We start from the raw sequence: 26,110 nt of genomic DNA on the forward strand, positions 1-26,110 counted from the left end.
ATTTTTTATCTTACTTTAAATCACTCCTCCGCATATGAAACAACGCTTTCTGAAAACAACGGCCGCCCTGTTCGCCCACCTGCTTTTCTTTGTAGCAGCATTTGCACAGCAAACCGTTACACCTGCCAATGCACTGCAAAGCTACCTGAACAACGGCGACGCTTCTTTCCATTACGAACTGAAAGACTCTTTCAATATCAACCAGGTAAAATGCTATAGCATTTTACTCACCTCTCAAAAATGGCGCGAATATACCTGGACACACCAGCTGGCTATCTTTGTACCTGCCAACGTGAGCTATGATGGTGCCCTGCTGTTCATCACCGGCGGTTCGGTAAAAAATGGCCTTCCTAACTGGAACGGACCTACGGATGAACTGTATCAGCAAATTGCATCCGTAGCCAGCACCAATAAAGCCATTACCGCGGTACTCAGACAAACACCCAATCAGCCGCTCTTCAAAAACCTGACGGAAGATGCCCTCATCTCTTATACTCTTCATCAGTTTAAAGAAGATGGCGACTATAGCTGGCCCCTGCTGTTCCCCATGGTGAAAAGCGCAGTGCGTGCTATGGACGTAGTACAGGCATTCTCCAAAGAAAAGCTGTCGCAAAATGTGAACCGCTTCGTGGTATCCGGTGCTTCCAAACGTGGCTGGACCACCTGGCTCACCGGTGCAAACGATAACCGCGTAGCCGCTATTGCTCCCATGGTAATTGATGTATTGAACATGCCGGTAAGCCTCGACTATCAAATCAAAACATGGAAAGAATACAGCATACAAATTGAAGATTACGTGAAGCTGGGTATTCCGCAAGCCGCCCACACCGACGGCGGACAAGCCATCAACACCATGATAGATCCTTATTCCTATCGCCAGCTGCTCACCATGCCTAAAATGATTTTCATGGGCACCAACGATGAATACTGGGTAGTAGACAACGTTAAAAACTATCTCGATAGCATCCCCGGCAAAAACATGCTCAACTACACGCCCAACGCCGGACATAACCTGGGCGATAAAAAACATGCCTTTGAAGCACTGAGCGCATTCTTCGGCACCACGATGGCAAAACAGGCTTACCCTTCCAGCAGCTGGACTACCAGTACCCGTCGCGGAAAAGTAAAACTTACCGCCAAAGCCACCGCTGATCAGCTGGTAGATGTCATCCTGTGGACCGCCAACTCTACCGACCTGGATTTCCGCAATGAGAAATGGTCGTCGCAAAGCCTGGGACAAGCGCATAAATCAACCGTAAAAGTGAGCACGCCATTGCCCGCCAGCGGCTACCGCGCCTTTTACGTAGACCTTCAATATATGAATCCAACCGGCGGTACTTATTCCGTAAGTACCCGTGTATTCGTGACCGATACTAAACAGATCCTGTAATGATGAAGCGTATATTCATTTTTGCCGGCGCCTGTCTGTTGATGCAAACTACTTTTGCACAACAGGCAGCGCCGCTGCCGGCTACCAAAAATAAATTTGTAGTAGTAGCACATCGTGGTAACCATGTAGATATGCCGGAAAATACCGTAGCCGCCATCGCCGCCACCATTCAATGCGGCGCCGACTACGCTGAACTGGACCTCCGCACCACCAAAGACGGCCAACTGGTACTCATGCACGACGCCACCGTAGATCGTATGACCAACGGAAAAGGAAAAGTGGCAGACCTCACCTGCAAAGAAATACAACAGCTTAAAGTCAATAGTAAAGACGGGAAAGACTACCGCGTACCAACCTTCGCAGAAGCCCTGCGCGCCAGCAAAGGGAAAGTCAATATCTATCTCGACTTCAAAGATGCCGACGTCACCGAAACCTGGAAACAGATACAGGCCGCCGGTATGGAAAAACAAGTGGTGGTATATCTCAACGCCAGAGAGCAATATAAACCGTGGAGAAAAACAGCGCCACAACTGCCACTGATGACCAGCATGCCCGATGAAGTCACCACTGCCACCCAACTCAATTTCCTGCTCAACAACTTCGCGATTGCGGTATTGGACAACGTCACCGACAGCGCCATGCTGGCTGTTACCCGTCAACACGGCGTATCGGTTTGGCTCGATGCACAATCTTCCTCAGAGGGCCCAGCCAGCTGGAACACGGTATTGAGCAAAGGTGTACAGGGTATGCAGAGTGATCATCCGGAAGCACTGGTTGACTACCTGAAAAAAAATAATCTTCGCGATGGCAGCGCTGGCGCTCCTTTACCAGCAGTAGCCAGCAGCAACAAGTATATCACCATGCGGAATGTGCCTTATGGCGATGCAGGAGAAGATAATACACTCGATGCTTATCTTCCCGAAAACCATTCCGCCAGCACTAAAATAATTGTGTACCTGCATGGCGGCGGCTGGACAGGCGGTGATAAAAAAGAATTTCCCAAACAACTCATCGAAGAATTGGCCGGACGGCTGCACTATGGCGTAGTATCCATGAACTACCGCCTGATCCGGGAAGATCACCAAAATACTTACCCCGCTCAACTGGACGATGTAAAAAAAGCACTGGCATTCATATCTTCCAAATCTAAAAAACTGCAATTCGATGGCAACCAGTTTGCTTTGATAGGTGGTAGCGCCGGCGCTTATCTGGCCCTGCAATACGCTTATGCCTGCGATAGTTTACGGCAGATAAAAACAGTGGTGGATTTATGGGGGCCAACAGATTTTACTGATAAAAAAGTAAGGCAGGAAAATAAAGATGCCGATGAAAAAGTAGCACGCCTGCTGGGTGAACCAGATCCGGCCGCCAAAATTGCATTTGATGCCAGTCCTTACTACCAGCTCACCAAAGCCAGCGGTATTCCTACTATTTTGTTTCACGGCGGCCAAGATCCGCTCGTAGATGTTAGCCAGGCAAAAAAGCTGCATGAAAAACTAACGTCACTCAATATACCCACACAGCTGGAGCTTTATCCGGCAGAAAAACATGGGATGGGGTTAACAGCTTCCATGGATGTGTTTGCGAAAGTAATCAGCTGGTTAAAACAATATTATCCTGCTGAATAATTATTTGTGCAGGCCTTTCTTACGCAGGTATGCCAATAGCTTTTCCGGATAATCTGTTTGAATAGCATTGGCATACTTTGCATCTTTCAGGCGTTGATCAAACCCACTATCCGCCTGTTTCTCCTCCATCTTATCATAATCCCCCAGGGTATTGATCCATATCCGGGTACCGTTGTTGGCTACACGCTGCATGGTAGAGTCGGTGTAAAAATCATCATCAATATGAATCACCGGGAACTTACCCATTTTCTCTATCTCATGTATTTCGGCAATACTATGTGCCCGTGGCATCACCTGTAATTTCGCATTCCATTGCAGCAACTGCGTAGCATAAGGATGCTCATAAATGAAGAACAATACCTGTTGCTCCATGTGATGCTTCGCGATCATGTCTACCGTTTGTTTGGCGGCCGCGTCGCCATCTGCTTTGAAGTCAACATCCACCATGATCTTTCCTTTAGTGAGCTGTAACACCTGCTCAAACGTCGGGATCTTTTCTTTAGTAGGTTGTCCGTTAAACAACAACGGAAACTGTTGCAACTCCTGATAAGTATAATCGGTGGTTTTACCTGGCTTACCGGTAGTACGCGTAATTTTTTCATCATGCATAATAATCAGCACGTGATCTTTGGTTTCCCGCACATCAATTTCAACAATGTCGATGCCCTGTTTAATGGCTTCCTGAATGGCTGCCAGCGAGTTTTCCGGGTATTTGGTATGCGCGGCACGATGCGCGGTGACCATGATATGCTCCGGATGATGATAAAACTCATCGATGATAGTTGCTACGGGCTGGGCTTTTTGCGCAGTAGCGGATAAGGAAGTAATGACTGACACGATAAAAAAAATGCGTTTCATGACGTTATTTATTTTCTAAGATGACGGGATAAATTACCGGTTAGGACGCTACGGGCGCTTGCTACAGCGCGTTCAAAATTTCCGGAACAGAACATACCATACGCACATGACCACGGAAAATACGCAAGGTATTCAACGAATGCAAACTTATTTTTTAAATGGTGTTACCCTTTTGTTAAGCCATGGGCGCCTACTCTTTAGTAAGCTCTTGGAGTTCTTTGTTAAACTTTCTAGCTTTATGAAAAAAGAGATGACCAATAAACCGATACCCACTTTATATGAATGGGCCGGCGGAATGCCGGTATTTGAACAACTCATCCGCGCTTTCTATGATAAGGTAGTATTGGACGATTTAATCGGACCAATATTTAAGCATATGTCGCCCTCCCATCAATTGCATGTTGCCCACTTCATCGCAGAAGTATTTGGTGGTCCGAAACTATACAGCAACGGCGAAGGTTCCCATGCTACCATGATTCAGAAGCATCTGGGCAAACACCTCCAGGAAGTCCACCGCCAAAGATGGGTGCAGTTACTCCTGGCTACCGCCGACGAAATGGATCTCCCGGCAGATCCGGAATTCCGTGCTGCCTTTGTAGCGTACATTGAATGGGGCACCCGTATTGCCGTCATCAATTCCAATGAAACCAATTTGCCGGTGAAGCCCGATGAACCAATGCCTAAATGGGGATGGGGAGAACCCGGCGGACCTTATCAGCCAGAATAACGGCTGCTATTAGCATTTAGCTGTTCGCAGCTAAATGCTAAACTTTTTTTATTGCTGAAAATTGCCTAACTTTAAATAGATCGCTGTTAAACAGCAGTCACTTGTTAATAGCATACCTCAAAATAATTTGAACGAACCCCATAGACCGGAATTTTTAATTTGTGAGAAACGATCGCCTCCCCCAGGGCAACAAAAAAGTATCTTTTCCCATAAAGCATTGCAGCAAATCTGGATTTTTCAGCAGCATTCAGGCGTTATTATCTCATCTCTTTTACTTTGAAAGATCAACTGTTTATACCACCACCCGTGGATATGAGCCCCTTCTCCTCCATATTTAAACATAAATATGCCGGCTTCCGCGTGGTTACCATGCCACCAGGATGGCGGGAAAAAGAAGAAAGCGATTTCACATTTGTCCTCTTCCAGGAAGAACTGGATGAATCCGAACTACGTGAATTCTTCACCCTCGCTACCACACTGCAACTGGTAAACCCACGCCCCGTCAGCCGTCAGCTGCTGGAGCTATCGTCCCTGTTTCACCCGCTGTTTTTTGAACGCTTTGTACAGGAAACCCACACCACTCCGGCCGATGAAGCCTACCGGCAGTTTATACAATCGTTGCAAACATTTCATCCACTGCTACCGGTAGATCCCAATACCGGCATGGGTACTAACCGCTACTACCTGCAGTCGCTCCTGTTCCTCGCAGGGTGCACCCTTAGCGCAGCCATCATACAAAACCGATTCACAGAAGCTACTATTCAAAGTAAACTGGACCGGCTCTGGCAAATATCAGCCTATCTCGAATCACTGGATATAACGATCATCAGCAAAGAGGCATTGCAACAATTTGTGCTGCACTACGGCTACGCTACGGACCTCTCTGCCTTCGAGCGCATCAGTGCGATCAAAAAGATGTATGGCCGGCTGCTGACGGCGCTCAGCGACGGCGTTACTACTACACCGTTACTGGTGACAACCAGTACGCTCACCGCCGCCCAGCAAACACGATTCGGCTTTACGAACCAGCTGCGGGAGGTTTTGTCAGACAACCTGCTGGCTATATTCGTATATGGTTCATCCGTTACCAGCGAAAGCTTCGCCGATTATGACGTGATCCTATATGTGAAATCATCGGATATCGCATTGCAGGCTTTGAGAGGACAAAATCCGTCGTACCAGGGCGTAGATATCAATATCAGTGTATACGATGAAACAGATTTCTATGGATGCCAGTCGTTGTCCGGTGATAACCTGAATCAGCATGTACTTTGTTTATACGGACAAGCCATCATCCCGGTTAAACCGGCGCATGATCTGCTATACCGCAACTTCAGCTTCGGCTATGTACGCATGCGGCAATTACTGGGAATGGCGGGCTTTCTGGCAAAAGAAGGCACGCATTTCGGACTGGAAGGGAAAGCGAATCTTTACCAGTACTTTATTAAAATACCCATGCATATTACCAAAGGTATGCGGGCCGCCATGCAGGAACCCAACAACAAGGAACTGATCAACGCCTGGACTACCTCCACCCTTCACTACGCCATAGAAGATCAGGTAGCCCTCTGTGAAAACGGACGCCCCTGGGAAGCGATCGCCAATGCATACGGCGCCACCCTTCAGCTCCTGTATGTACTCAATAGTGCTTATCACGCGTTCGACTATACGGAATACGATCTGCCTGATTTTTTACGATAAACTATAAAGCATGCATCATATGACGCCCATCAATATTATCAACGAATGCCGTACAACGCCTGATGACGCCGTATCCGCGGCTATCCGGCAACTACAGGAACTGGACTTCCCCGTGGTGGTAACGACGCAGCCGCTGAGCGCTCCTCACCAACCCTTCCTTATGCTGACCGATACCAACCATACAAACGGAGACGTACCTACGCTCCTGATAAAACCGAATGAACGGGTAGAAAGCATCGTAGAACGTATCCTGCAAAAAATCCCTTTTAACTTTGAGCAGCTGCCACTACTCATAGAAGGAGAAAGCAAAATTATTAAGTACTGGACACCCCGCGTAGTGATAGAAAAATTTAAGCCCACTGTATACTCATATACCCATAACCGTTATGGTATGGTAGATGGTACCGATAATATCCGGATTAAATTCACCACCGCCGTATATCGTAAAATGGCACACAATGGCGAAGGCCGCGCATATGCTCCTGCCAGCGCTTTTCTGGCGGAAATAGAAAATGAACAGGGCTTGTTCATTGTACAATTACTGGTAGATAGCTGCAATATAGAAACCAGGATTAAGAGATATCATATCGGCTCACCAGTGCACCGCTACCGGTATACCGACCAGTATCCGTCTACCATGCCGGGCGCGCTCCCTATTGCCCGCTGGACGCGGTTCGATGCCCCTATCGTATGCTTCGACTGGCGCCATCCGCTGACCGATGAGAACAACATCCGGCTGGCAGATGAACCCATCTCCGACGACTACGCCGCACTCTGGATACAGGATCTTCCCTTCGCTAAAAAAATGGCGCTGGAAACTTTCCTGTGGCTGGAAAAAATGTTCTTTCAATCAGGCATTACCCTCATTGACATGTGCATTTTCATTGATCGCAGTGGCAAATTGATTTATGGTGAAATTAGTCCGGACTGCATGCGTATCCGCTGGAATAGCCTCCATCCGGAACAGGCGGAATCAATGGATAAAGACCTTTGGCGAAAAGGCGCTGCACCGGAAAAGCTATATGAAAATTATGAGAAAGCGTATTCGTCGATGTTTTCAGTAAACGACTAACCACTTATTCATCTCACAAAAAAAATAAAAACAATGGCTACTTCATTTAAAGAAAACCTCAGCAGCAGAACCATTTCCCCTGCCGGCATGATCACCCTCCCTCCTGCTGCCCGGACCCTGCTCAAATTCCAGAAAGGCCAGGGAAAACGTATCGGCTTTTCCGTTGAAAAAGATAAAATAACACTTTATCCAACGGCAACGGATAAACGTCCTTTTAAAGAAGTGTCTGCCCGTGGACTGATGAAATTGAATCAGGCAGCAGGCGCTATCCTGAAAAATGGCCACAAAGGCGCCGGCAAATACGAAGTAAAACTGGATGAAAAAGGCGGTAGCGTGGCACTGCACCCCCATCATTAATGTAGTTGGCAACAAACGTATGGATAAACAACGACAGCGCATACTGGCCATAGACGGACATGACGGCGCCGGCAAAACCACCATGGCGACCCTACTGGCACAAGCCACCGGTGGAACTTATCTCCGCCCCTTTGGTGGAAAAACCGGCGCCGCCCTCCTTGCACACGCCGCAAAAAAAGAGTACCAACAGGTAGCAGATCTCGGCAAAGCCGCTATCCATCAGCTACTGGCAGCAAACAGCGGGGATATGCTCATCTTCGACCGGCACTGGATGACCATTTTCACGCTCATCCCTGCCAGCTACTACCAGGACTGGCTGCCCATTCCGCCTACTACGCTTTGTTACGCAGGCATCAGCGCCACTTTACAAAGGCTCGCTACGAGAACAGAAGAAACATTCGATGTGGCCTATCATACCGGCTATATGGCCCAATACCTGCAGCTAGGGAAAACGTATGGCGCCAATATCCTCAGAACAGATCAATATAGCCAGGAAGTATGTTTGACTAAATTGCTCTCCTGGGCTAATAATTTATAATATATGCAACTGCCACAAACTGATATCTCTCTACGTCCCCCATCGCCGCTGCGGATCGCTGTCGGGAAAGGAAGGGGGTTTGCAGAATCAGTATCATTACTGGAGATGCCGGACACACCGGCGTTTAATAGCTTCATGAAAGGCGACGTACCCGTATTTCACGATAACCACCGCAATATCACGTTGGTGACTATACGTAGCCGCGACCTCTGCTGGATGCTGGAACAGAGCCATGTTGATGTGGCCATCGGAAGCAGCATCTGGTTCCAGGAATACGGACTATCTACGCTTAGCTGCCTGCAACCATTACCCATGCAGCAATGCCGCCTGTCGCTGATAGCACCGCAAATCATCCATCCCCGCCATATCCATACCATCTGCACAAAATTCACGTCGGTAGCACAACGATATATAGCTGCCCATCATATGACCGCCCACATTATACCCATGGAAGGAGCACATGAAACGGCGCTCTACCTGCACATAGCAGACGCGATTATAGATGTGATTGAAACCGGCCGTACCATCCGGCGAATGGGATTCCGTGAACTGGACACCATTACTGCCCTGCACCATGAAATATGGACCCGCAAAACGGACGTGACGACGCCCGAAATATTTATGTCTTATTTAAAGCAACCGGTTTGTTAGGCCCGCAGGTGTTCCATTGCCGCCACTTCCTGCGTCCCTTTTCTTTTCTGTAATATTTGCTGCCGCAGCCGCAAACACGGCGCCTCTACCAACTTATTCAGTATAAAAGCTGCCACTACCGCTGCCAGCAAACAGGTAATCAGCATGGCATTGCCCTTTGGCGCCAGTCCTGCTTTTTCGAAAAGCGGCTGCACCAGGTGTATCACGCCCTTATGTGATAGGTATAATACGAAAGATAATTTTGCGATCAATGCCGTAACGCGACTATTAAACCGGTATAAAACATTACCCGGACTCACTGCTCCCATTACCAACAAGACATACCCGATGGCGATGATCGGATATCCAAAAATGGAAGCCCCAAAGCTTTTCTGCTCTTCACATAAAAACCAGGCGCCCGTTAATACCAGCAGCCCGGCCACTAAAATGACATGGCTATACCGGATGATCCACGCTTTAACGGCCGGCAGGAAAGTAAACAATGCCGCACCTGCAACGCCCGCCAGCAGGCCATCCAGACGGTTATAAGTAGGATAGTACATGTGCATGTACCAATATTTCCAGTAATCTTCTGCTTCTTCGTGCGGCGCAATCAGGTAATGCCAGCAATACAGGCGAATCAGGAAGCCTGCTAAAAACAAGGCCACCAGCAGTATCCAGCTCTTCCGGGTAGCCTTCCATGCCACCAGCCCCGTAAGTACCAGCGGTAGCAATAAATAAAAATGCTCCTCTACACACAACGACCATACATGAGAAAAGGTACCATCCGTTTTAATATCCAGCCCAAAGTTTTGGGTAAACGTCAGATACTTCCATAATGGCGCCAGTCGCTCTCTTTCATGGAAAGCCGGAATGAATACATAGATAGCCAGCAGCAATAAGTAAGGAGGAATAATCCGGAAGAAACGCTTGATAAAGAATTCGGATAAGGAGATGGCTTTTCCCTTTGCCATCTGCTCAAACAACTGCGAGGAAATCAGAAAACCGCTCAATACAAAGAATAAATCAACACCTGTCCAGCCAAAGCCTATTACATCATCCACCCATTGCGGATGCGCAAACATCCGATAGTGATACAGTAACACCAGCGTGATGGCCAGCGCTCTCAAATGATCTAAACCCAATAACTTTTTGGATGCGGGCAGCGTGATGTTTTGCATAATTTCTTATATACAGGGGAGCAATCTGATAAAGATAATGATAACCCTTACTTTTTTCTATTATTTTGTCGGGTTCAGCACGGAGTATGTCGCGTTTGCACCGCCTTCCGCTCAGCGGGAAACGGTAAATTTGTATTATAACCTCTAACGCTATGACAAACGCAACCACTATAGATGAATACATTGCCGGCTTTCCACCGGATATTCAGCACATACTGGAACAAGTACGCAGCACGGTGAAAAAGGCAGCGCCGCAGGCTACCGAAGGCATTGGTTACGGCATGCCGGCATTTAAACAAAACGGTCCGCTCGTTTACTTTGCTGCCTATCCCCATCATATTGGGTTCTATCCTATCCCGTCGGGACTGGAGGCATTTAAAGCCGAGTTATCGAAATATAAAACAGGGAAAGGTTCTGTACAATTTCCGCTGGATCAGCCCATGCCGCTGACGTTGATTACTAAGATGGTGAAATTCCGGGCAAAGGAGAATGATGCGAAGCTGGCCGCGAAGAAGAAAAAATAGGGAATTAGGGAAGATGACAACGTCCTGATCCCTGCTTGTCTGCGGGGCCCAACACGTTGCCATCATTTCCCGCATTACGGGATCACCCGTATATACTTACTCAACCGATAGGTACAACCACCTTTCGTAATGATGTCAAGATGGTAAGTACCACTGGTGGCTGCCGTTACATTATAGATAATGGCTTCCTCTTCCCGGTGTGCAGAAAAGTGATTAGGTCCATACCAGTTATAGTACTGCACGTCATTGAATGGAATTTCAGCCGGTGCGGTGAATTTTAATGTTGCACCATTGTGTAAGAGTGTATCTGCCGGCATAGACAGCTCTCTTATATCATCGCAGCTGTAGTGCTTAATACAGCCTGTAAAAAAGTATAGGCAGCCAATAGAGCAAAGGGCCAGTATATAACGCTTCATAGCAGAGAAAATCTAATCTTATTAAAAATTGTTTTGACGGCCTCCAAAAACTACTCCATAAGTTAGCTGGAAATATGCATTGGCAGAACTGGGTAAAGTGGGCCCGGGACGTAATCCTAATTCAATAATATATTTGGTGCCGAAGAATTTCCCCATGCTCATCGACTGATAACCTATTCTGGCGCCAGTTCTACTGAAAGGAGATGTTACCGGTAATATTTCATACATCTGATTCGACTGATAAACATGATAGGAATATAACAGGTCTTCATACTTCATAGAAGGCGCATACATCACGTCTATAAAAAGATCAGTTTGTGATTTCAAATCCCTTTTCCCTTTGTATTGCTCATCTTTAAGATTAATTTTCATGTCGCGGTAAGTACTCAACGCAATACCCGCTGTAATCACTTCCGATTGCAGGAAGGCGGTAGAACTTTTCAATCCTGTTCTATCCAACTCCTGATCTGTACCATCGTCCATATGCAATACATAAGGCGCTTTGCTGGTTTCCAATGGCATTACGCCATTGCCCTCAATTTTCTTCAGATCGTGGATGAATCCCAACCGGCCGGAGATAGCACGCAGCATAGTACCTGGCACACTACCAGACATCTCTCCTTCTCTGGTGTAAGAGACATGCATAGGGTATTTAATCTCTTTTGTCCAGGAGCTTAAGGTAAACTTGGTTTGTAATTCCAGTCGTTTTGATGCGCGGTTTTTTACCGGCACACCATATGATTGATAAGAAGGTTTGTCACTTCCATGAATACCATCCAGGTTTTCCAGGTAGCTCATTTGTGTATTGAGGCTCACGCCAAACGCGCTTTTATAGGTATAGAATACCCCAATACCACCGGAGATACTTAAATTAGGTTTGTAGGCATCGAGTACAACAGGGTGTACAGAAATTCCATACAAATTGGAATGTGCCGGCTCATTACGCACCAATTCATACAATACCGTATCCACATAATTCTTCCGGGGAGAGGCTTTTACTTTTCCGTTTGTTGCAGTGGTGGATGCGGCTTGCGTACTATCCGGTTTAGGCGGTATATAACAGCTTTTGTTATACACATCCACAGAACTCCGCAGGTGCTCATCCGCCCGTTTATGCAGTATCCAGGAGACAATACCACCTGCCAGCATGGTTCCCACTCCCACACCAAAACTGGTGAAGAAGGCAGCGGTTGATTTATCTTCCGGCACCTTCGTGGAAAGCACAATCCCACCAACTGTCATTACTCCGGCAGCGCCGAAACCACCCCAGAAAAACCTCGATGCTTTTTTATTGATGTGACGGGATTCATCGAGCTGCTGCATGGCCAGCGGACATTTAGTATAGTACTTCCGGAGTATTTCTCCTTTTCTGTCTAATGCCACCGGCTTAGCGCCATTAACACTCACAAACGGTTTCTGATAAGTGTTACTGGAATAGCGATGCGTATTGGGATTATAATAGGTAGAGGTATATGTTTTATACACCAGTTCCAAGCCAACCTGGCTGGTTGGCTTCTTTGTTTTCACCGGCCGGGCAATAATTTTACTCTTCAATGCAGAATCAGATTGCGCATGGGCGCCCAATGTAACAGCTACAAGCATGAGTGCCGGTATGAATTTCATACAGGATTTCATATGAGGTATAAGGTTTAGGGCGGCGAAAATAGGTAATTAAGTTATACATTAATAATAATGCATATGCTTTTTATAAAAGAATGATTATCATTATACCTATTCACGGCAAATGTTGTTTGCCAAACTTCTCCTGAAAAAAACCGTCATGATAAGTTCAAACATTAAGATTTATATCTTCCCAAAACCTGTTTACTAAAACCTTCTCTACTACGTTTATGCTCGCCCGTTAAAACTTCCATCATAACAGATAACAAGAATAAAAAGCAGATTCTGGCAAAATGATATTCTTATTCGGCAAAATGCTATTTGAATTATATGTATTTAGCAGGTAGATTTAGTTCAACAAACAGATCCTTCCTATTCCATGAGAGATGTATTAACGGCTGTGATGAATGGTGATGAATGGGCGTTCCGCCAATTCTACTATCATTATTTTGACCGTCTCTTTAAATTTGCCTGCTCCTACCTGGAAGTAGCCGAAGAAGCAGAGGAAGTAGTATCAGATGTTTTTCTGAACATCTGGTTAAAACGGGAACAACTCAGCCACATACAAAATATTAATACCTACCTGTATACCGCAGTACGCAATGCAGCACTGAACTGCGTTAAAAAGAAATACTCCGTCGGCAATATGCTGAAGGATCAATACCTGCAGATTAAAACCGATACCGCCACCATTCTTCCCGATGATATCCTGATCAGCAAAGAAAATGAACAGGCCATGGAAAAGGCCGTGAATCACTTACCACCGGTATGTAAAATGATCTTTCGCCTGGTACGGGAAGATGGCCTGAAATACAAAGAAGTAGCCGAAATCCTCGATATTTCCGTGAATACCGTGAATGTACAAATGAGTATCGCCGTGAAAAAACTGAGTAAAAGCATCCGCCTGGAACGGAAACTGAACATCCTGTAAGCATCTCTCAAAAAAAATTTCACTTTCCTTTAATAGCATCTTTAAAAATTGTTGTCTTACTACAAGACATAATCTTCTTACGTGGATAAATCAGCAAAAGCCTGGGAACTTTTAGCAAAAGCGCTGGCTAATGAACTGAACATAAAGGAACGACGGGAATTTGAGCAACTGCTTCTCACCGACCCTGACCTTGCAGCTACCTACCAGGTATTGCAACAGGCATCTGTGAATAGCTCCTTGCCTGCTGTGCCGGCCAATAACAAAGACTTACGCCTTTCCGCCATTTTTGCGCAGGCACAGCCAACTCCCGTACGCCAACGGTTCCTGATAAGACCCTGGGGCATTGCGGCAGCAGTACTTGGGATATCCGTTACCGTAGGAGCCGGATTTTTACTGCGTAATAACCGGCAAAGCACCCTTGCCGGCTGGACACATATTACCACTAAACCCGGCACCCGCTATAGAATTGTACTGCCCGACAGCACGGTGGTAGTACTCAATGCCGGCAGCGCCTTTTCTTATCCCAACGATTTCCAACAAGGAAACCGCGAAGTAAAATTAACAGGAGAAGCTTATTTCAATGTTACACAAAATGCCCACGCACCATTTATTATACATACCGATGAAGTAGATGTTAAAGTGCTCGGAACTGCCTTTAACCTGAAAGCATACCCGGATGACCATAAAACGGAAACCGCTTTAATCAGCGGCGCCGTAGAAGTAACCGTAAAAAAATATGGCGGCAGGAAGATACAACTGAAGCCCAATGAAAAAGTAACCATATTAAAGGAACCAATATCATCGAATGAGGAAAATGTAACAACCATAAAACCAGCAGCCAACCAACCTACCGTTCACGCAGAACAGGCCATCACCAAGGGTCCGGCGGCAGAAGAAACCGCATGGATGGAAAACCGCCTGCCATTCCGCAATGAACGCTTTGATGACCTGGCATTAAGCATTGAAAGACGCAATGATGTGAAATTCGTATTCGGCAACGAAAACGTTCGCGCATTCATCTTCTCCGGCAATATCCAGGGGGAATCATTAACCGATATACTTAAAATCTTACAACAGATCCATCCATTTGAGTACACCATTTCGGGTAAAACGGTCATTATTAATTAAACCAAAAATCTACGTTTATGAAACAATCCTGCTTAAACAGGTTCACTTAATTACGAAGCTATTTAAATAAAAAACGGGGAATGCGGCCACATCCCCCGTTTGTCAAGTAAACAGGAAATCTTTACAAATAAGGATTTCAAGATTTCCTATTGTCTGAACTCAACCATTCTAAATTATGAATTTAATTCTGTACCCGGACAAATTTATTTGTCTCCGGGCTGATAAGCTCTTTATCAAAATCATGAAGCTTACACTATTCCTTATCATCGCTTTTCTTCAGGTGTCAGCCAGCGGCTACTCGCAGAAAAAACTGCGGGTCAACTTCCCGGCCGTCACTTTAGACAGCCTCATTTCCTACATGGAATCCAATTCAGGATACCGTTTTTTCTATAACAGCACCGATATAAATGCCGATAAGGTCATGGAGCTGAAAATGAAAAATGCCACTGTGAAAGAGATCCTGGACCGCGTTTCCTCTTCCCTGCATCTTTCTTATAAAGAGCAGCGAAACCAGGTGATCATCCTCACACAACAAAACGACAACACCGCCGATGCCATGACAAGCAATACCATGGCCAATATCACCGTTACCGGTACCATTAGGGATTCCTCAGACGTACCCCTCCCCGGTGTGACGATCCTGCTGGAATCCAACAAGAGCATCGGTACCACTACCGATATCAACGGAAAATTTGTACTGGATGTACCGGAAAACAGTACCCTCCTGCTGTCATTAACCGGATTTACACCACAGAAAATAGCCGTAGGCAATAAAACGGTTTTCAATATTGTGATGCGGATCGACGCCAAAGAACTGGACCAGGTAGTGATCACCGCCTTCGGTAGAAAACAACGCAAAGAAGCCGTCGTAGGGTCTGTCACCTCTATTTCTCCTAAAGACCTGAAAATACCATCCAGCAACCTGACCGCCGCCCTGGCAGGAAGACTGGCCGGTGTTATTTCTTATCAACGTAGCGGGGAACCAGGCAGAGATAATGCCCAGTTCTTCATCCGTGGTATCACCACCTTTGGGGTCAACAACTCGCCGCTCATCCTCATTGATAATATAGAACTCACCACCACCGACCTCGCCCGCCTGCAACCGGATGATATCGCCAGCTTCTCCGTTCTGAAAGATGCCAGCGCTTCCGCACTCTACGGCGCCAGAGGCGCTAACGGCGTTATCCTGGTAACTACCAAAGAAGGAAAGGAAGGAAAAGTAAAGGTAAACCTCCGCCTGGAAGACGCCCTCTCCGCTCCTACGCAAACCGTTAAACTGGCAGATCCGATCACTTATATGCGGTTGTATACACAAGCCCAGCTTACCCGTGGCGACCTGAATGTGAAATACAGCCCCTCACAAATAGATCATACCATTGCCGGCGATAACCCATACGTATATCCTAAAGTAGACTGGCAGGATTTGCTCTTTAAGAAAAACACCATGAACCAACGCGGTAACCTGAGCATATCCGGTGGTGGCCCAAAAGCGCAGTACTATGTATCCGGTAGCTACAACAGAGATAATGGTATTCTAAAGGTGCCTAAAGTCAGCAACTTTAATAATAATATACGACTCAATACTTACCTGCTTCGTTCTAACGTAAACATCAACGTTACCCGTACTACGCAACTCATCGTAAGACTTTACGGTACATTCGATGAATACAATGGTCCGATAGATGGTGGCTCAGAACTCTATCAAAGATCACTACAGGTAAGCCCTACAGCGTATCCCGCGTTTTACGCGCCTGATACCGCCAATCAAATCACCCAGCATATTCTTTTCGGCAACTATGGCAAAGGACAATACACCAATCCCTACGCCGACATGGTGCGCGGATACAAAGAATACTCGCAGTCCCGCATGCTGGCACAGTTTGAGTTAAATCAAAATATGGAAGCGATCACGCCCGGCCTCAGCTTCCGCGGGATAGGCAGCACTAACCGGTACGCCTACTTTGAAGTATCCAGGGGCTATAGTCCTTACTATTATAATATCGGTCAATACGATAAGTTCAGCGACACCTATTCACTGCAATGGCTAAACGAAGCCAACAATCCTACGGAATATCTCAGCTACAATCCTGGCGAAAGAAACCTCTCCACGCAGCTATACCTGTTGGGCGCACTGGATTATAACCGCATCTTCAATACCAAACATAGTGTATCCGGTAGTATTATCGGCACCGTAGAACAACACCAGAATCCCAGCTCCGGCAGCTTGCAGCTTTCCCTGCCCAGCCGTAATACCGGCATTTCGGGACGTGCCTCCTATGGATACGACAGCAAATACTACCTGGAATTCAACTTCGGTTATAACGGTTCTGAGAAATTCTACAAATCCAAACAATTTGGGTTCTTCCCGGTAATAGGCGCTTCCTGGGTAGTTTCCAATGAAAAATTCTGGGAAGGACTGTCCAAATCCATCACTAAAGTGAAACTACGTGGTTCTTACGGCATGGTGGGTAATGATGCTATTGGGAGAGCAGATCAGCGATTCTTTTATCTCTCCAACGTGAACCTTAACAACCCCTATAAAGGTGCGTCATTTGGCTTTAACAACGGGTTTTCCCGTCCTGGTGTTTCCATCAGCGCCTATGGCAATAACGACATCACCTGGGAAACATCCTATGATGGCAATCTCGCCCTGGAAGTAGGCTTCAAAGGTAAAGCGAACCTCATTGCAGAAATATATAACCGCAACCGGAAAAACATCCTGATGCCGCGGAACTCTATTCCTGCATCCATGGGTTTGTCTACTACCACCTACGCTAACGTAGGCGCTGCCACCACCCAGGGATTGGATCTCGCCCTCGACTATACAGAACAATTTAATGCCAAGGCATGGTTAACGGTAAGAGGCAACTTCACCTACTCTACCAGCGCCTACAAAGCATATGAAGAACCCGCCTATACAGAACAATACCGACTGCATCCGGGACAATCGCTTGCGCAGAACTGGGGCTTCATCGCGGAACGCCTGTTTATCGATGACAAAGATGTACAGAATTCTCCGAAACAAAACTTCGGTCCCTACGGCGCCGGTGATATCAAATATGCTGATTTAAACGGCGACGGCCAGATTACCTATGCCGACGTGGCGCCTATCGGTCATCCTGTTACGCCGGAAATCATCTATGGCTTCGGATTCTCCGCCGGCTATGGTCAGTTCGATATTTCCGCCTTCTTCCAGGGCTCTGCCAGATCTTCCTTCTGGATAGACTCCTGGGCCACCTCTCCGTTTATAGATCGGGCCAGGAGCGGCATCGGAGAAAATGCACTACTGGATGTCTATGCCAAAAATCACTGGTCAGAAGAAAACCGTAATATTTATGCGTTATGGCCAAGATTATCTACCATGCCAATAACAAATAACCTGCAAACAAGCACCTGGTTTATGTATGATGGTTCTTTCGTACGACTGAAATCACTGGAATTCGGATATACGCTTCCCAAGCGCCTGTTACAGCGAATGAAAGCTGAAAATCTACGTGTATACTTCAGCGGTATCAACCTGCTCACCTTCAGCGCCTTCAAATACTGGGACCCTGAAATGGGAGGCGATGGCCTGGGATACCCTGTACAAAAGGTTTTCAATATTGGTATCAACCTAAACTTCTAATATCACCGTTATGAAACGACTGATTTGTTTTATATGTTTACTGGCCGGTCTCGCGTCCTGTAAGAAATTCCTGAATATCATACCGGATAACGTAGCCACCCTGGAATATGCCTTCCGCAACAGGATGGAAGCACAGAAATATCTTTTCACCTGTTATAATAGTCTGCCTTCCCTGGGCACCCTCTCCGGTAACCCAGCCTTACTCGGCAGCGATGAACTGATCACCAACTATCCCGGCTACAGCTCCTATGGCGATATCCCGGGCTACAACGCCGGCATTTTGCTCGGGCAACAAAGCCGGGTAAATCCTATCTGCGACTACTGGGAAGGCGGCAACAATGGTAGAGCGTACTTCCAGGCATTACGTGAATGCAATATTTTTCTGGAGAATATCGACAAGGTACCCGATATCACCAGCCTGGAACGCAAAAGATGGATTGCAGAAGTGAAGTTCCTGAAAGCCTACTATCACTACTGGCTATTCAGAATGTATGGTCCTATTCCTTTGATCAAAAAGAACCTGCCTATCGCTACCTCCGTGAATGATTCGAGGATTCCCCGCGAACCCGTAGATGACGTAGTAACCTATATAGTATCGCTGCTCAATGAAGCCATACCAGATCTGCCCACCGCGCTGATGAATGAAACCGAGGAATTGGGACGCATTACACAAGCCATTGCATTATCGGTGAAAGCAGAAGTGTTGGTAACCGCTGCCAGCCCACTTTTCAACGGCAACCCAGCATATGCTAATTTCAAAAATAAAAATGGCGCCGCCCTTTTCAATCCTGCTTTCTCTGCAGAAAAATGGACGCTCGCTGCTACCGCCTGTAAAACAGCAGTAGACGCCTGTGAAGGTATTGGTATGAAACTGTATAAATATGTGCCCCGGGTACAAACGTATGCACTGTCCGATACCACGCTCACACAAATGAGTATCCGCGGCGCGCTTACCGACAAATGGAACTCCGAAATCATCTGGGGCGCCTCCAATTCCGGCGCCGACTGGACCCTGCAGGTGAATGCACAGTGCTATCTCAGCCCACTGGGTTCCAATAGCACCGTGAGACAAAACCTCGCCGTGCCGCTCAATATGACCGAATTGTTCTACACCAGCAATGGCGTGCCTATTTCGGAAGACAGATCCTACGATTACGGTAACCGCTACACGCGGTTAAGACAATCCAACGCAGATTATCGTTTCTATATCAAAAACGGCTATACGACCGCACAGATCAACTTTGACCGCGAGCCCCGTTATTATGCCGACCTCGCTTTTGATGGCGCCATCTGGTATGGTTCCGGCCGACTGGATGATAATGCTCCATTCTGGGTAGAAGCGAAATTAAAACAGGCCGCAGGTTCCGGTGTGGGCACCAACTTCAGCGTATCCGGCTACTGGCCTAAAAAGCTGGCCAACTTCAACAACGCCTACACCGAAAAAGAATATACCGTAGAAGTTTATCCCTGGCCAATCATGCGCCTCGCCGATTTATACCTGCTCTACGCAGAAGCGTTGAACGAATCAGCCGGGCCTTCTGCTGACGCATACACGTATATCGACAAAGTAAGGGCCAGAGCCGGACTGACAGGCGTCATAAGCTCCTGGCAGAACAATTCTACCAAACCTACCAAACCTGCTACCAAAGATGGACTCCGGGAAATCATCCAACAGGAAAGAATGATAGAACTTGCCTTTGAAGGTAAACGATTCTGGGACCTGCGCCGCTGGAAAACAGCCATGCAATATGTCAACCAACCACTCATCGGCTGGAATATCACCGGAACGGTACCGGAAGACTACTACCACATCAAAGTATTGTATACACCAGGCTTCTCTCAAAGGGATTATCTATGGCCTTTATCAGAAAATACCGTGACGGTAAATCCTAATCTCGTTCAAAATCCAGGATGGTAATCCAGTAAAATGTTTTTTATGAATGCAATCAATATTTTCCGCCTGCCTTTCGTCCTGTTACTGGTACTCTTGTATAGCTGTACCAAAATGGAAACGCGTAAGCCACTTTCCACCGGAGGCCCCAAACCTAATATAGTAAAGGATATAAACGTGGTAAATGGCAAAGGTTCCGCCACCATCAGTTACACGTTACCTGCTGATCCCAACATCCAGTATGTAGTAGCGGAATACAACGTAAACGCTACTACGAAACGTGAAGCCAAAGTGTCACGCTATGGCAACAGTATCACTGTGGATGGGTTTAATAATAAAGGAGAATACCCGATATCCCTTTATACGGTGAATAGTGAAGAAGTGAAATCTGATCCGCTGGTAGTAAAAGTAAATGTAGACACGCCAGCCTTCCGTATTGTATATAAAGACCTACTCATGCAGGAAGACTTCGGCGGCGTAAGCGCTTCATTTACCAATCCTACCAAAGCCAACATCGCCATCGCCATCATTGTACGTAATAAAAATGGCGAATTCACACCTACAGAAACCTTCTATACCGCGTCAGACAGCGGTCGCTTCTCAGCCAGAGGCTTTGATACAACCAAACGGGTTTTTGGAATTTACGTAAGAGATCAGTTCAACAACTACTCTGATACGTTATTCAAAACGATGTCCCCTTTCGAAGAGCAAATGCTCGACAAAGGTAAGTTCCAGCCTTATGTACTGCCTACCGACATGCCTTCTGCCTATAGCTGGGTGGTATCAAACATCTGGGACAACAATCTCGGTACGGGCTATCACAGCCCCGAACCTGTTCCCCTGCCCGGACATATCACCTTTGACCTGGGTGTAACGGCTAAACTCAGCCGGTTTAGACTATGGCAAAGAGAAGGACTATACTACGCCTGGGGCAACCCGGCCAGATGGGCCATGTACGGCTCCACCAATCCTGATCCCGGTGGTAGCTTTAACGGCTGGACGCAACTCCTGTTATGTAATTCCCGTAAACCTTCCGGCAGCCCACAGGGTACCAATACGGAGGAAGATATCAACTACATCAAAGCAGGGGAAGAATTTAACTTCCCCATCACTAACCCTCCGGTGAGATATATCCGGATGGAATTCTATGAAAGCTGGTCTTCCAGCCCACGTATTCACTTTATGGAAGTTACCTTCTGGGGTACCGTCCTATAACATTTAAATCATGCACTACATGAAATATTGCTCCTACTTTCTGCTTATCAGCGCCCTGCTTCTCTCCTGTAAAAAGTGGGATGACTTCCGGCAACTGGTGCCCAACGGAGAAATCCGCTATCCCGGGATAGACTCCGCCGTTATTGGCGGTCCCGGGAAAAATCGTATTCAACTCACCTGGCATCCTACACCAGATGCCAGTGTAAAATACTATATGATTTACTGGAATAGCATGTTGGATTCCATGAAGATAATGGCCAAATCAAGCAATCCTAAAGATACCCAGCAAGCCCTGATCTCTAACTTGCCGGAAGGCGCCTATACCATTACCGTATATGCCTTTGACGGGGCAGGCTACCGCTCTATGCCCAGAGAAGTAACCAATGCCCGCACCTACGGTGATATGTACCTTAAAAACCTGTACAACCGTTCCCTAATGGCATCCAAACCATGGGAATATGTAGATGCGGCAGCAGTAAGACTGTATTTCAACCGGCCGGACAGTGTTAATATCACCACGGAAATAAAATATACCGATCAGCAGGATCAGTTGCAATTAACGTATATCCCTCCCAGTGATACCAGCATTACACTGGCCAATATTAAACCCAACAGCTGGGTGTCGCGCCGATCGTCTTTCGTCCCTATACGAACGGCAATTGATACCTTCTATGTTAGCAGATATGACTCTGTTTTTATAGCGCAATAAAACAAACAGGGCGTCTCCGCGGAGGCGCCCTGTTTGTTTTAAACGTTCACTGATATTGAATTTTTCGGGAGATATCTAACGCCGTTTCGTAAAGCTATCCATCACCTGCATGGATTGTATCGCCTGTTCCCCGGAACATGGATTCGGTCCCCTACCTAAAAAATAGTTGGTGACGGCCGCTATCATTGGTTGCTGCACATGTGGCAAGGCATCGAAAGTAAACGTTTCCKACAAGCCATCTTTATGCAGCGTTACTTTACTACCAAACACCGGGAAACTTATGGACCCTGCAGATCCGGTGATTGTGCACACGTCAGTCTGCTCTTCTTTGGCTACGGAAAAACACCAGGTACCATCGAAAGCTACACCGCTTTCAAATAAGATATGCCCGGTAACGAAATCATCTGCCGGCGACAACCCCGCCTGATTCAACGCTATTCCTGCCGCATATTGCGGAGCGCCAAAAAAGTAAATCATTAAGTCCAGCTGATGCGGCGCCAGGTCATGAAACAATCCACCACCCGAAACAGCCGGGTCTAATCGCCAGTTATTCCCCGTGCTGGCAATCAATTTGGAGGATGGCGGCTGCAACATTTGCAAGGAGGCAAAACGCACCGCGCCAATAGCATTACTATCTAACAGCTCCTTTATTTTCAGGAATACCGGTTGCGCTCTTCTGTAATGCGCTACACTTAACTTCACCCCATGGCGGATCGCGGCTTCATTCATACGGATCGCAGCAGCAGCATTCAGCGTCATCGGTTTTTCTACGTACACCGGCTTGCCGGCGGCAATGGTCATCAGCGTATAGTCTTCATGCTGTAAAGGCGGCGTAGCAATGTATATGGCGTTTACTTCCGGATCATTGATCAACTGCGCTGCATCGCTGTACCATTTTGGTACGCCATGACGCCGTGCATAATTTTCCGCTTTAGCCGCATCTCTGCGCATCACCGCCACCAGCGAAGAATCAGGAACTTTATTAAAAGCCGGCCCGCTTTTCACTTCAGTCACATCTCCACAACCTATAATGCCCCACTTGATTGTTTCCATAAATCTATATCCGTTTACAGCAATATAGTATTTATAAGCAGAAAGCGGAAAGCAGAAAGCAAAAAGCTATTATAACGACTGATCTGCGTGTAGGATTAATATCCGCTCTGATCAATCGTTATAATAGCTTTTTGCTTTTTGCTTTCTGCCTTCAGCTACATCACATACGGCAGTTGAAATGCTGGTCCGGCAGTAGTTCCATCATTCAAACCAGATGGTGTTTGCATGAGCTTACGTGCCAACAGGTCCAGCGAATACATGGAGCCAATTGCTTCCCGCAGGAAGTGTGGTTCTCCATTAAACGTCCGGTGTAAACCATTCAGCAATGCCTGGTAACCGTGTGCAAACTGGCTGGCTAAAATATGCTCCGTAGATCCTTTTGGATAATTGGCTGGCTGCGGATCATCTGCCATGGGGTATACTCCGGCGGGATCAAATGGGATAGCAGTCCCTGTGTACGTATAGGTTTCACCGTTACTAACGATGTGATGCCCATTCACGATCTCCGCAAATTTATAGTAGTGCGCCAGTTCCCCTTGTCCGTCATAAGGATTGGTTGATTTGGTACCTTCTCCCTGGTCCATAATTTCATCAATGGCATTCAGCGCATCCTCCAGCGAAGTGATCACATATAATTTACCCATACCACTCCAGTCGGATACCTGTTTGTCTACATTGCCAAACTTCAGCTTACCCATCGCATTCAAGTCTACGAGTGCCTTTTTCAACTGGTCATAGAACCAGCCAATCGTATACWGGCTTTCTTCTCCCATCAGTGCAGGACGCAGCGACCGGAAACGTTGCTGGATAATTTCTTCCGGTTCTTCGATCGACATAAAGCAGTCGCGTATCTGATCAATAGAGCAGCGCCTTAAACGCACCGTAAGACCGGCACGCAGCCCACCTGGCAGAGAGCCCGGGTATTTAGGTACAAAGCGGGAATGGTTAATATTCGGGCTACCGCCTAATGAAATCATGATATTGCATACCAGCGCCATGTGCAGCATTTCCTCTATTACTACGCTGCGGATTAAGCCAGACACTTCTATGTTACAATCGGGCTTAATGCTGTATAATGCGCAGAGGTAAGGCGGAATAGTAGAGTGTTCCAGCTCAATAGCTGTTTGCAATGCACGGTGCAGGTTCTCCACGGAATCCAGGTTCATGTACACCGGATTATCCAGCCATTTGCGGATCATATGCAGTTTACCGCCAGACAGGTCGCGGGTAACCGGCATATAATTGGGGCTGCTGATAGGCGTGTGAAAAACATTCTTCAGGATGTTGATACGCTGCCTTACCTGCGCATAATCCGACAAATCCACGATAGGCCGCATGATGGGATACAGATCGGCGTACTGCTGGAAAATCGGTTGTACGTGTTCCACCCAGTTAGGCACATCTGGTATTTTATACTCCGTAAATACGTGTGCATTTAACAGCTGGTTACCATTTTGTATGGCGCCAACAATGGGCGGTGTAGTGCCCAGCTGGTAGGCTACGCCGTATACTTGCCCGTCGATATACTTTCTGGGATTGCCTGGGTTAGCGGCCGTCAATGTCAATTCCACGGTACCATCTGCACCCGTAGTAATAGAAGTAGGAAAGGTGAAGGCTGATTGGGGTTGTCCTACATTGGTAGGCCCGGACACTGGTCCCTGTTTAATTTGCCCTTCTATGGTAGTAGGATCATAAATCAGGGTAATGGGTGCATTAGGCATTGGTTGTCCGAAGGCGGTGGCATAAAACTTCGTAACGACCTGTTCGCCGGGGTCCATGCGGAATACAAATTTATCGGCCCGGACAAAAGTGCCGGCGCTATTTTCTGATAACACGGTTGGCGTTAATACTCCGGGGTAGCCCGCAAATATGGCGAGTGGGTTGGATGCTACCATAGTGGCTTGCTCGGAGGTAAGGGTGATGGACACAAGTCCGCCGGAAAGCGTATACCAGCCTGGGTCCAGGTAGCGGATTTCCGTCAATGATACCGGTGTACCATTAGCGGGAGTTACCCCCAGGTAAAGCTTGCCATTATCTACCGGGGGACCGCCAGGACTTTTGCAGGGCATACTATTACCCAGGTCGATCGTTAACACATTTTTATCTACTATGCAGTACGCAATATTAGAAGTAAAAGGAGCACCTGGCACAGGACTCAGCATTCTGCCTGCAGTGAAGTAATCCGGTTCTTTCACGCCTTGCTGACCAATGGTGCCCACCACGCGGCCCAGTGTAAAATCAGGCTGTGTGGAATCATCCTGGAAGCCGTCTACATTGAATTTGATACTGAGTTTTTCGGGTACTACACCGGTAGCGGATACAGACGCCAGCTCTTTCATGAAACGGGATTCTCCCAGGTTCACCCATTTCTTAATGCTTAATATACTCTGGTATTGGGCGCCAAAGAAGGAGTCGGGCTGCCCTTGTGCATAACGCACCCAGATGTCTCCAAACGCCGCTTCTTTATAATCTCCTTTGAAGCCGAGCGTATGGTCATTCCCTACAATTACCTGGAAGCCCCACAACTCAGATACCATCTGTTGTTCCGGGTCCAGGTCTACAATTTTTCCTTCTGCCCGTCCATCTGCACCGGTCACGGGCAAGCCTACCACCGGGTCCTGTGCCGGATCATCGCAGAAGGTACCATCCAGATAATACACCCGCTTTACGGAACAATCATACAGGCGCCAGGCACCGGTACCATTGGGATTCCACCAGCCATTGCTGGCGCCCGGACCGGGGAGGTCATAACTGGTTTGAAACTGAGGAGTATTAAAGTGTTGCGGATCGTTATTAACGGTGGAAGGATCTGCCTGAAACTTCCCCGAAAACTGTAAACGGGGGCTCTGTAAATAACTCATAGTTAAATAAGTATTTGGGTTTTATAAGAAAGAGTGGAAACAAGTCATCGTTATA

The 26,110-nt window shown here is 47.1% G+C and carries 21 protein-coding genes; 15 read left to right on the plus strand and 6 right to left on the minus strand.

The window, feature by feature from the left end; all coding sequences use genetic code 11:
* Positions 1 to 34: 34 nt before the first annotated feature.
* On the plus strand, positions 35 to 1,390 hold the full coding sequence (locus AC1DFM_RS23035) for a PhoPQ-activated pathogenicity-related family protein (protein ID WP_477079113.1): 1,356 nt from the start codon (positions 35 to 37) through the stop codon (positions 1,388 to 1,390).
* Positions 1,390 to 3,018, plus strand: a complete 1,629-nt coding sequence (locus AC1DFM_RS23040; protein ID WP_477079114.1) for a glycerophosphodiester phosphodiesterase family protein — start codon at positions 1,390 to 1,392, stop codon at positions 3,016 to 3,018. The genes AC1DFM_RS23035 and AC1DFM_RS23040 overlap by 1 nt, the downstream gene beginning before the upstream one ends.
* Here AC1DFM_RS23040 and AC1DFM_RS23045 read toward each other — a convergent pair whose 3' ends face one another.
* The gene (locus AC1DFM_RS23045; RefSeq protein ID WP_477079115.1) at positions 3,019 to 3,876 is read right to left on the minus strand and encodes a glycerophosphodiester phosphodiesterase family protein; all 858 of its coding nucleotides are present in this window, start codon (positions 3,874 to 3,876) and stop codon (positions 3,019 to 3,021) included.
* A 238-nt stretch (positions 3,877 to 4,114) separates the two neighbouring features.
* Between AC1DFM_RS23045 and AC1DFM_RS23050 the strand changes: the two genes are divergently transcribed.
* The 6 genes from AC1DFM_RS23050 to hisG all read left to right on the plus strand — a co-directional run bounded on the left by AC1DFM_RS23050 (position 4,115) and on the right by hisG (position 8,922).
* Positions 4,115 to 4,603, plus strand: coding sequence for a group II truncated hemoglobin (locus AC1DFM_RS23050; protein WP_477079116.1), 489 nt, complete (start codon positions 4,115 to 4,117; stop codon positions 4,601 to 4,603).
* A gap of 276 nt (positions 4,604 to 4,879) precedes the next feature.
* The gene (locus tag AC1DFM_RS23055) at positions 4,880 to 6,304 is read left to right on the plus strand and encodes a hypothetical protein (protein WP_477079117.1); all 1,425 of its coding nucleotides are present in this window, start codon (positions 4,880 to 4,882) and stop codon (positions 6,302 to 6,304) included.
* Between the two features lie 10 nt (positions 6,305 to 6,314).
* Entirely contained in the window at positions 6,315 to 7,376 is a 1,062-nt protein-coding gene (locus tag AC1DFM_RS23060; RefSeq protein ID WP_477079118.1) for a phosphoribosylaminoimidazolesuccinocarboxamide synthase, read from the plus strand.
* A gap of 33 nt (positions 7,377 to 7,409) precedes the next feature.
* The gene (locus AC1DFM_RS23065; RefSeq protein ID WP_477079119.1) at positions 7,410 to 7,733 is read left to right on the plus strand and encodes a hypothetical protein; all 324 of its coding nucleotides are present in this window, start codon (positions 7,410 to 7,412) and stop codon (positions 7,731 to 7,733) included.
* Positions 7,693 to 8,271 (plus strand): hypothetical protein, encoded by a 579-nt coding sequence (locus AC1DFM_RS23070; RefSeq protein ID WP_477079120.1) that lies wholly within the window; start codon positions 7,693 to 7,695, stop codon positions 8,269 to 8,271. Before AC1DFM_RS23065 ends, AC1DFM_RS23070 begins: the two co-directional genes overlap by 41 nt.
* Positions 8,272 to 8,274: 3 nt before the next feature.
* Positions 8,275 to 8,922: an ATP phosphoribosyltransferase gene (gene hisG, locus AC1DFM_RS23075; RefSeq protein WP_477079121.1), complete on the plus strand. Its 648-nt coding sequence runs from the start codon at positions 8,275 to 8,277 to the stop codon at positions 8,920 to 8,922.
* Here the strand turns inward: hisG and AC1DFM_RS23080 are convergent.
* Positions 8,919 to 10,082 carry an acyltransferase family protein gene (locus AC1DFM_RS23080; RefSeq protein WP_477079122.1) on the minus strand — a complete coding sequence of 388 codons (1,164 nt, stop codon included), beginning with the start codon at positions 10,080 to 10,082 and terminating at the stop codon, positions 8,919 to 8,921. The genes hisG and AC1DFM_RS23080 overlap by 4 nt on opposite strands.
* A 152-nt stretch (positions 10,083 to 10,234) precedes the next feature.
* On the opposite strand from AC1DFM_RS23080, the gene AC1DFM_RS23085 reads away from it, so the two are divergent.
* Entirely contained in the window at positions 10,235 to 10,606 is a 372-nt protein-coding gene (locus AC1DFM_RS23085; protein WP_477079123.1) for an iron chaperone, read from the plus strand.
* Between the two features lie 74 nt (positions 10,607 to 10,680).
* On the opposite strand, the gene AC1DFM_RS23090 is transcribed toward AC1DFM_RS23085, so the two are convergent.
* Together AC1DFM_RS23090 and AC1DFM_RS23095 are read right to left on the minus strand one after the other, a co-directional pair.
* Complete coding sequence (locus AC1DFM_RS23090) at positions 10,681 to 11,022, minus strand: hypothetical protein (RefSeq protein WP_477079124.1); 342 nt, start codon at positions 11,020 to 11,022, stop codon at positions 10,681 to 10,683.
* Between the two features lie 21 nt (positions 11,023 to 11,043).
* On the minus strand, positions 11,044 to 12,657 hold the full coding sequence (locus AC1DFM_RS23095; protein ID WP_477079125.1) for a hypothetical protein: 1,614 nt from the start codon (positions 12,655 to 12,657) through the stop codon (positions 11,044 to 11,046).
* A gap of 364 nt (positions 12,658 to 13,021) precedes the next feature.
* Between AC1DFM_RS23095 and AC1DFM_RS23100 the strand changes: the two genes are divergently transcribed.
* The 6 genes from AC1DFM_RS23100 to AC1DFM_RS23125 all read left to right on the plus strand — a co-directional run bounded on the left by AC1DFM_RS23100 (position 13,022) and on the right by AC1DFM_RS23125 (position 22,141).
* The gene (locus AC1DFM_RS23100; protein WP_477079126.1) at positions 13,022 to 13,573 is read left to right on the plus strand and encodes an RNA polymerase sigma-70 factor; all 552 of its coding nucleotides are present in this window, start codon (positions 13,022 to 13,024) and stop codon (positions 13,571 to 13,573) included.
* Positions 13,574 to 13,654: 81 nt separating this feature from the next.
* Positions 13,655 to 14,701 (plus strand): FecR domain-containing protein, encoded by a 1,047-nt coding sequence (locus AC1DFM_RS23105; RefSeq protein WP_477079127.1) that lies wholly within the window; start codon positions 13,655 to 13,657, stop codon positions 14,699 to 14,701.
* Positions 14,702 to 14,942: 241 nt separating this feature from the next.
* Positions 14,943 to 18,326, plus strand: a complete 3,384-nt coding sequence (locus AC1DFM_RS23110) for a TonB-dependent receptor (RefSeq protein ID WP_477079128.1) — start codon at positions 14,943 to 14,945, stop codon at positions 18,324 to 18,326.
* Between the two features lie 10 nt (positions 18,327 to 18,336).
* A complete protein-coding gene (locus AC1DFM_RS23115) occupies positions 18,337 to 20,244 on the plus strand; it encodes a RagB/SusD family nutrient uptake outer membrane protein (protein ID WP_477079129.1) in 1,908 nt (635 codons plus the stop codon).
* Between the two features lie 18 nt (positions 20,245 to 20,262).
* On the plus strand, positions 20,263 to 21,432 hold the full coding sequence (locus AC1DFM_RS23120; RefSeq protein WP_477079130.1) for a DUF5000 domain-containing lipoprotein: 1,170 nt from the start codon (positions 20,263 to 20,265) through the stop codon (positions 21,430 to 21,432).
* A gap of 19 nt (positions 21,433 to 21,451) precedes the next feature.
* Positions 21,452 to 22,141 (plus strand): DUF4998 domain-containing protein, encoded by a 690-nt coding sequence (locus tag AC1DFM_RS23125; protein ID WP_477079131.1) that lies wholly within the window; start codon positions 21,452 to 21,454, stop codon positions 22,139 to 22,141.
* Positions 22,142 to 22,216: 75 nt separating this feature from the next.
* Here the strand turns inward: AC1DFM_RS23125 and AC1DFM_RS23130 are convergent, their stop codons facing one another.
* Together AC1DFM_RS23130 and AC1DFM_RS23135 are read right to left on the minus strand one after the other, a co-directional pair.
* Positions 22,217 to 23,194 (minus strand): Gfo/Idh/MocA family protein, encoded by a 978-nt coding sequence (locus AC1DFM_RS23130; RefSeq protein ID WP_477079132.1) that lies wholly within the window; start codon positions 23,192 to 23,194, stop codon positions 22,217 to 22,219.
* 155 nt (positions 23,195 to 23,349) lie between these two features.
* On the minus strand, positions 23,350 to 26,055 hold the full coding sequence (locus AC1DFM_RS23135) for a ferritin-like domain-containing protein (protein ID WP_477079133.1): 2,706 nt from the start codon (positions 26,053 to 26,055) through the stop codon (positions 23,350 to 23,352).
* Between the last annotated feature and the right edge of the window lie 55 nt (positions 26,056 to 26,110).

This window comes from Chitinophaga sp. 05T412, from assembly GCF_056396465.1.

What these genes read in the sequence shown, in the direction of transcription:
- AC1DFM_RS23035 (WP_477079113.1), top strand. Translation starts at nt 35, where the DNA reads ATGAAACAACGCTTTCTGAAAACAACGGCCGCCCTGTTCGCCCACCTG.
- AC1DFM_RS23040 (WP_477079114.1), top strand. Translation starts at nt 1,390, where the DNA reads ATGATGAAGCGTATATTCATTTTTGCCGGCGCCTGTCTGTTGATGCAA.
- AC1DFM_RS23045 (WP_477079115.1), bottom strand. Translation starts at nt 3,876, where the DNA reads ATGAAACGCATTTTTTTTATCGTGTCAGTCATTACTTCCTTATCCGCT.
- AC1DFM_RS23050 (WP_477079116.1), top strand. Translation starts at nt 4,115, where the DNA reads ATGAAAAAAGAGATGACCAATAAACCGATACCCACTTTATATGAATGG.
- AC1DFM_RS23060 (WP_477079118.1), top strand. Translation starts at nt 6,315, where the DNA reads ATGCATCATATGACGCCCATCAATATTATCAACGAATGCCGTACAACG.
- AC1DFM_RS23065 (WP_477079119.1), top strand. Translation starts at nt 7,410, where the DNA reads ATGGCTACTTCATTTAAAGAAAACCTCAGCAGCAGAACCATTTCCCCT.
- AC1DFM_RS23070 (WP_477079120.1), top strand. Translation starts at nt 7,693, where the DNA reads ATGAAAAAGGCGGTAGCGTGGCACTGCACCCCCATCATTAATGTAGTT.
- hisG (WP_477079121.1), top strand. Translation starts at nt 8,275, where the DNA reads ATGCAACTGCCACAAACTGATATCTCTCTACGTCCCCCATCGCCGCTG.
- AC1DFM_RS23080 (WP_477079122.1), bottom strand. Translation starts at nt 10,082, where the DNA reads ATGCAAAACATCACGCTGCCCGCATCCAAAAAGTTATTGGGTTTAGAT.
- AC1DFM_RS23085 (WP_477079123.1), top strand. Translation starts at nt 10,235, where the DNA reads ATGACAAACGCAACCACTATAGATGAATACATTGCCGGCTTTCCACCG.
- AC1DFM_RS23090 (WP_477079124.1), bottom strand. Translation starts at nt 11,022, where the DNA reads ATGAAGCGTTATATACTGGCCCTTTGCTCTATTGGCTGCCTATACTTT.
- AC1DFM_RS23095 (WP_477079125.1), bottom strand. Translation starts at nt 12,657, where the DNA reads ATGAAATCCTGTATGAAATTCATACCGGCACTCATGCTTGTAGCTGTT.
- AC1DFM_RS23100 (WP_477079126.1), top strand. Translation starts at nt 13,022, where the DNA reads ATGAGAGATGTATTAACGGCTGTGATGAATGGTGATGAATGGGCGTTC.
- AC1DFM_RS23110 (WP_477079128.1), top strand. Translation starts at nt 14,943, where the DNA reads ATGAAGCTTACACTATTCCTTATCATCGCTTTTCTTCAGGTGTCAGCC.
- AC1DFM_RS23115 (WP_477079129.1), top strand. Translation starts at nt 18,337, where the DNA reads ATGAAACGACTGATTTGTTTTATATGTTTACTGGCCGGTCTCGCGTCC.
- AC1DFM_RS23120 (WP_477079130.1), top strand. Translation starts at nt 20,263, where the DNA reads ATGAATGCAATCAATATTTTCCGCCTGCCTTTCGTCCTGTTACTGGTA.
- AC1DFM_RS23125 (WP_477079131.1), top strand. Translation starts at nt 21,452, where the DNA reads ATGAAATATTGCTCCTACTTTCTGCTTATCAGCGCCCTGCTTCTCTCC.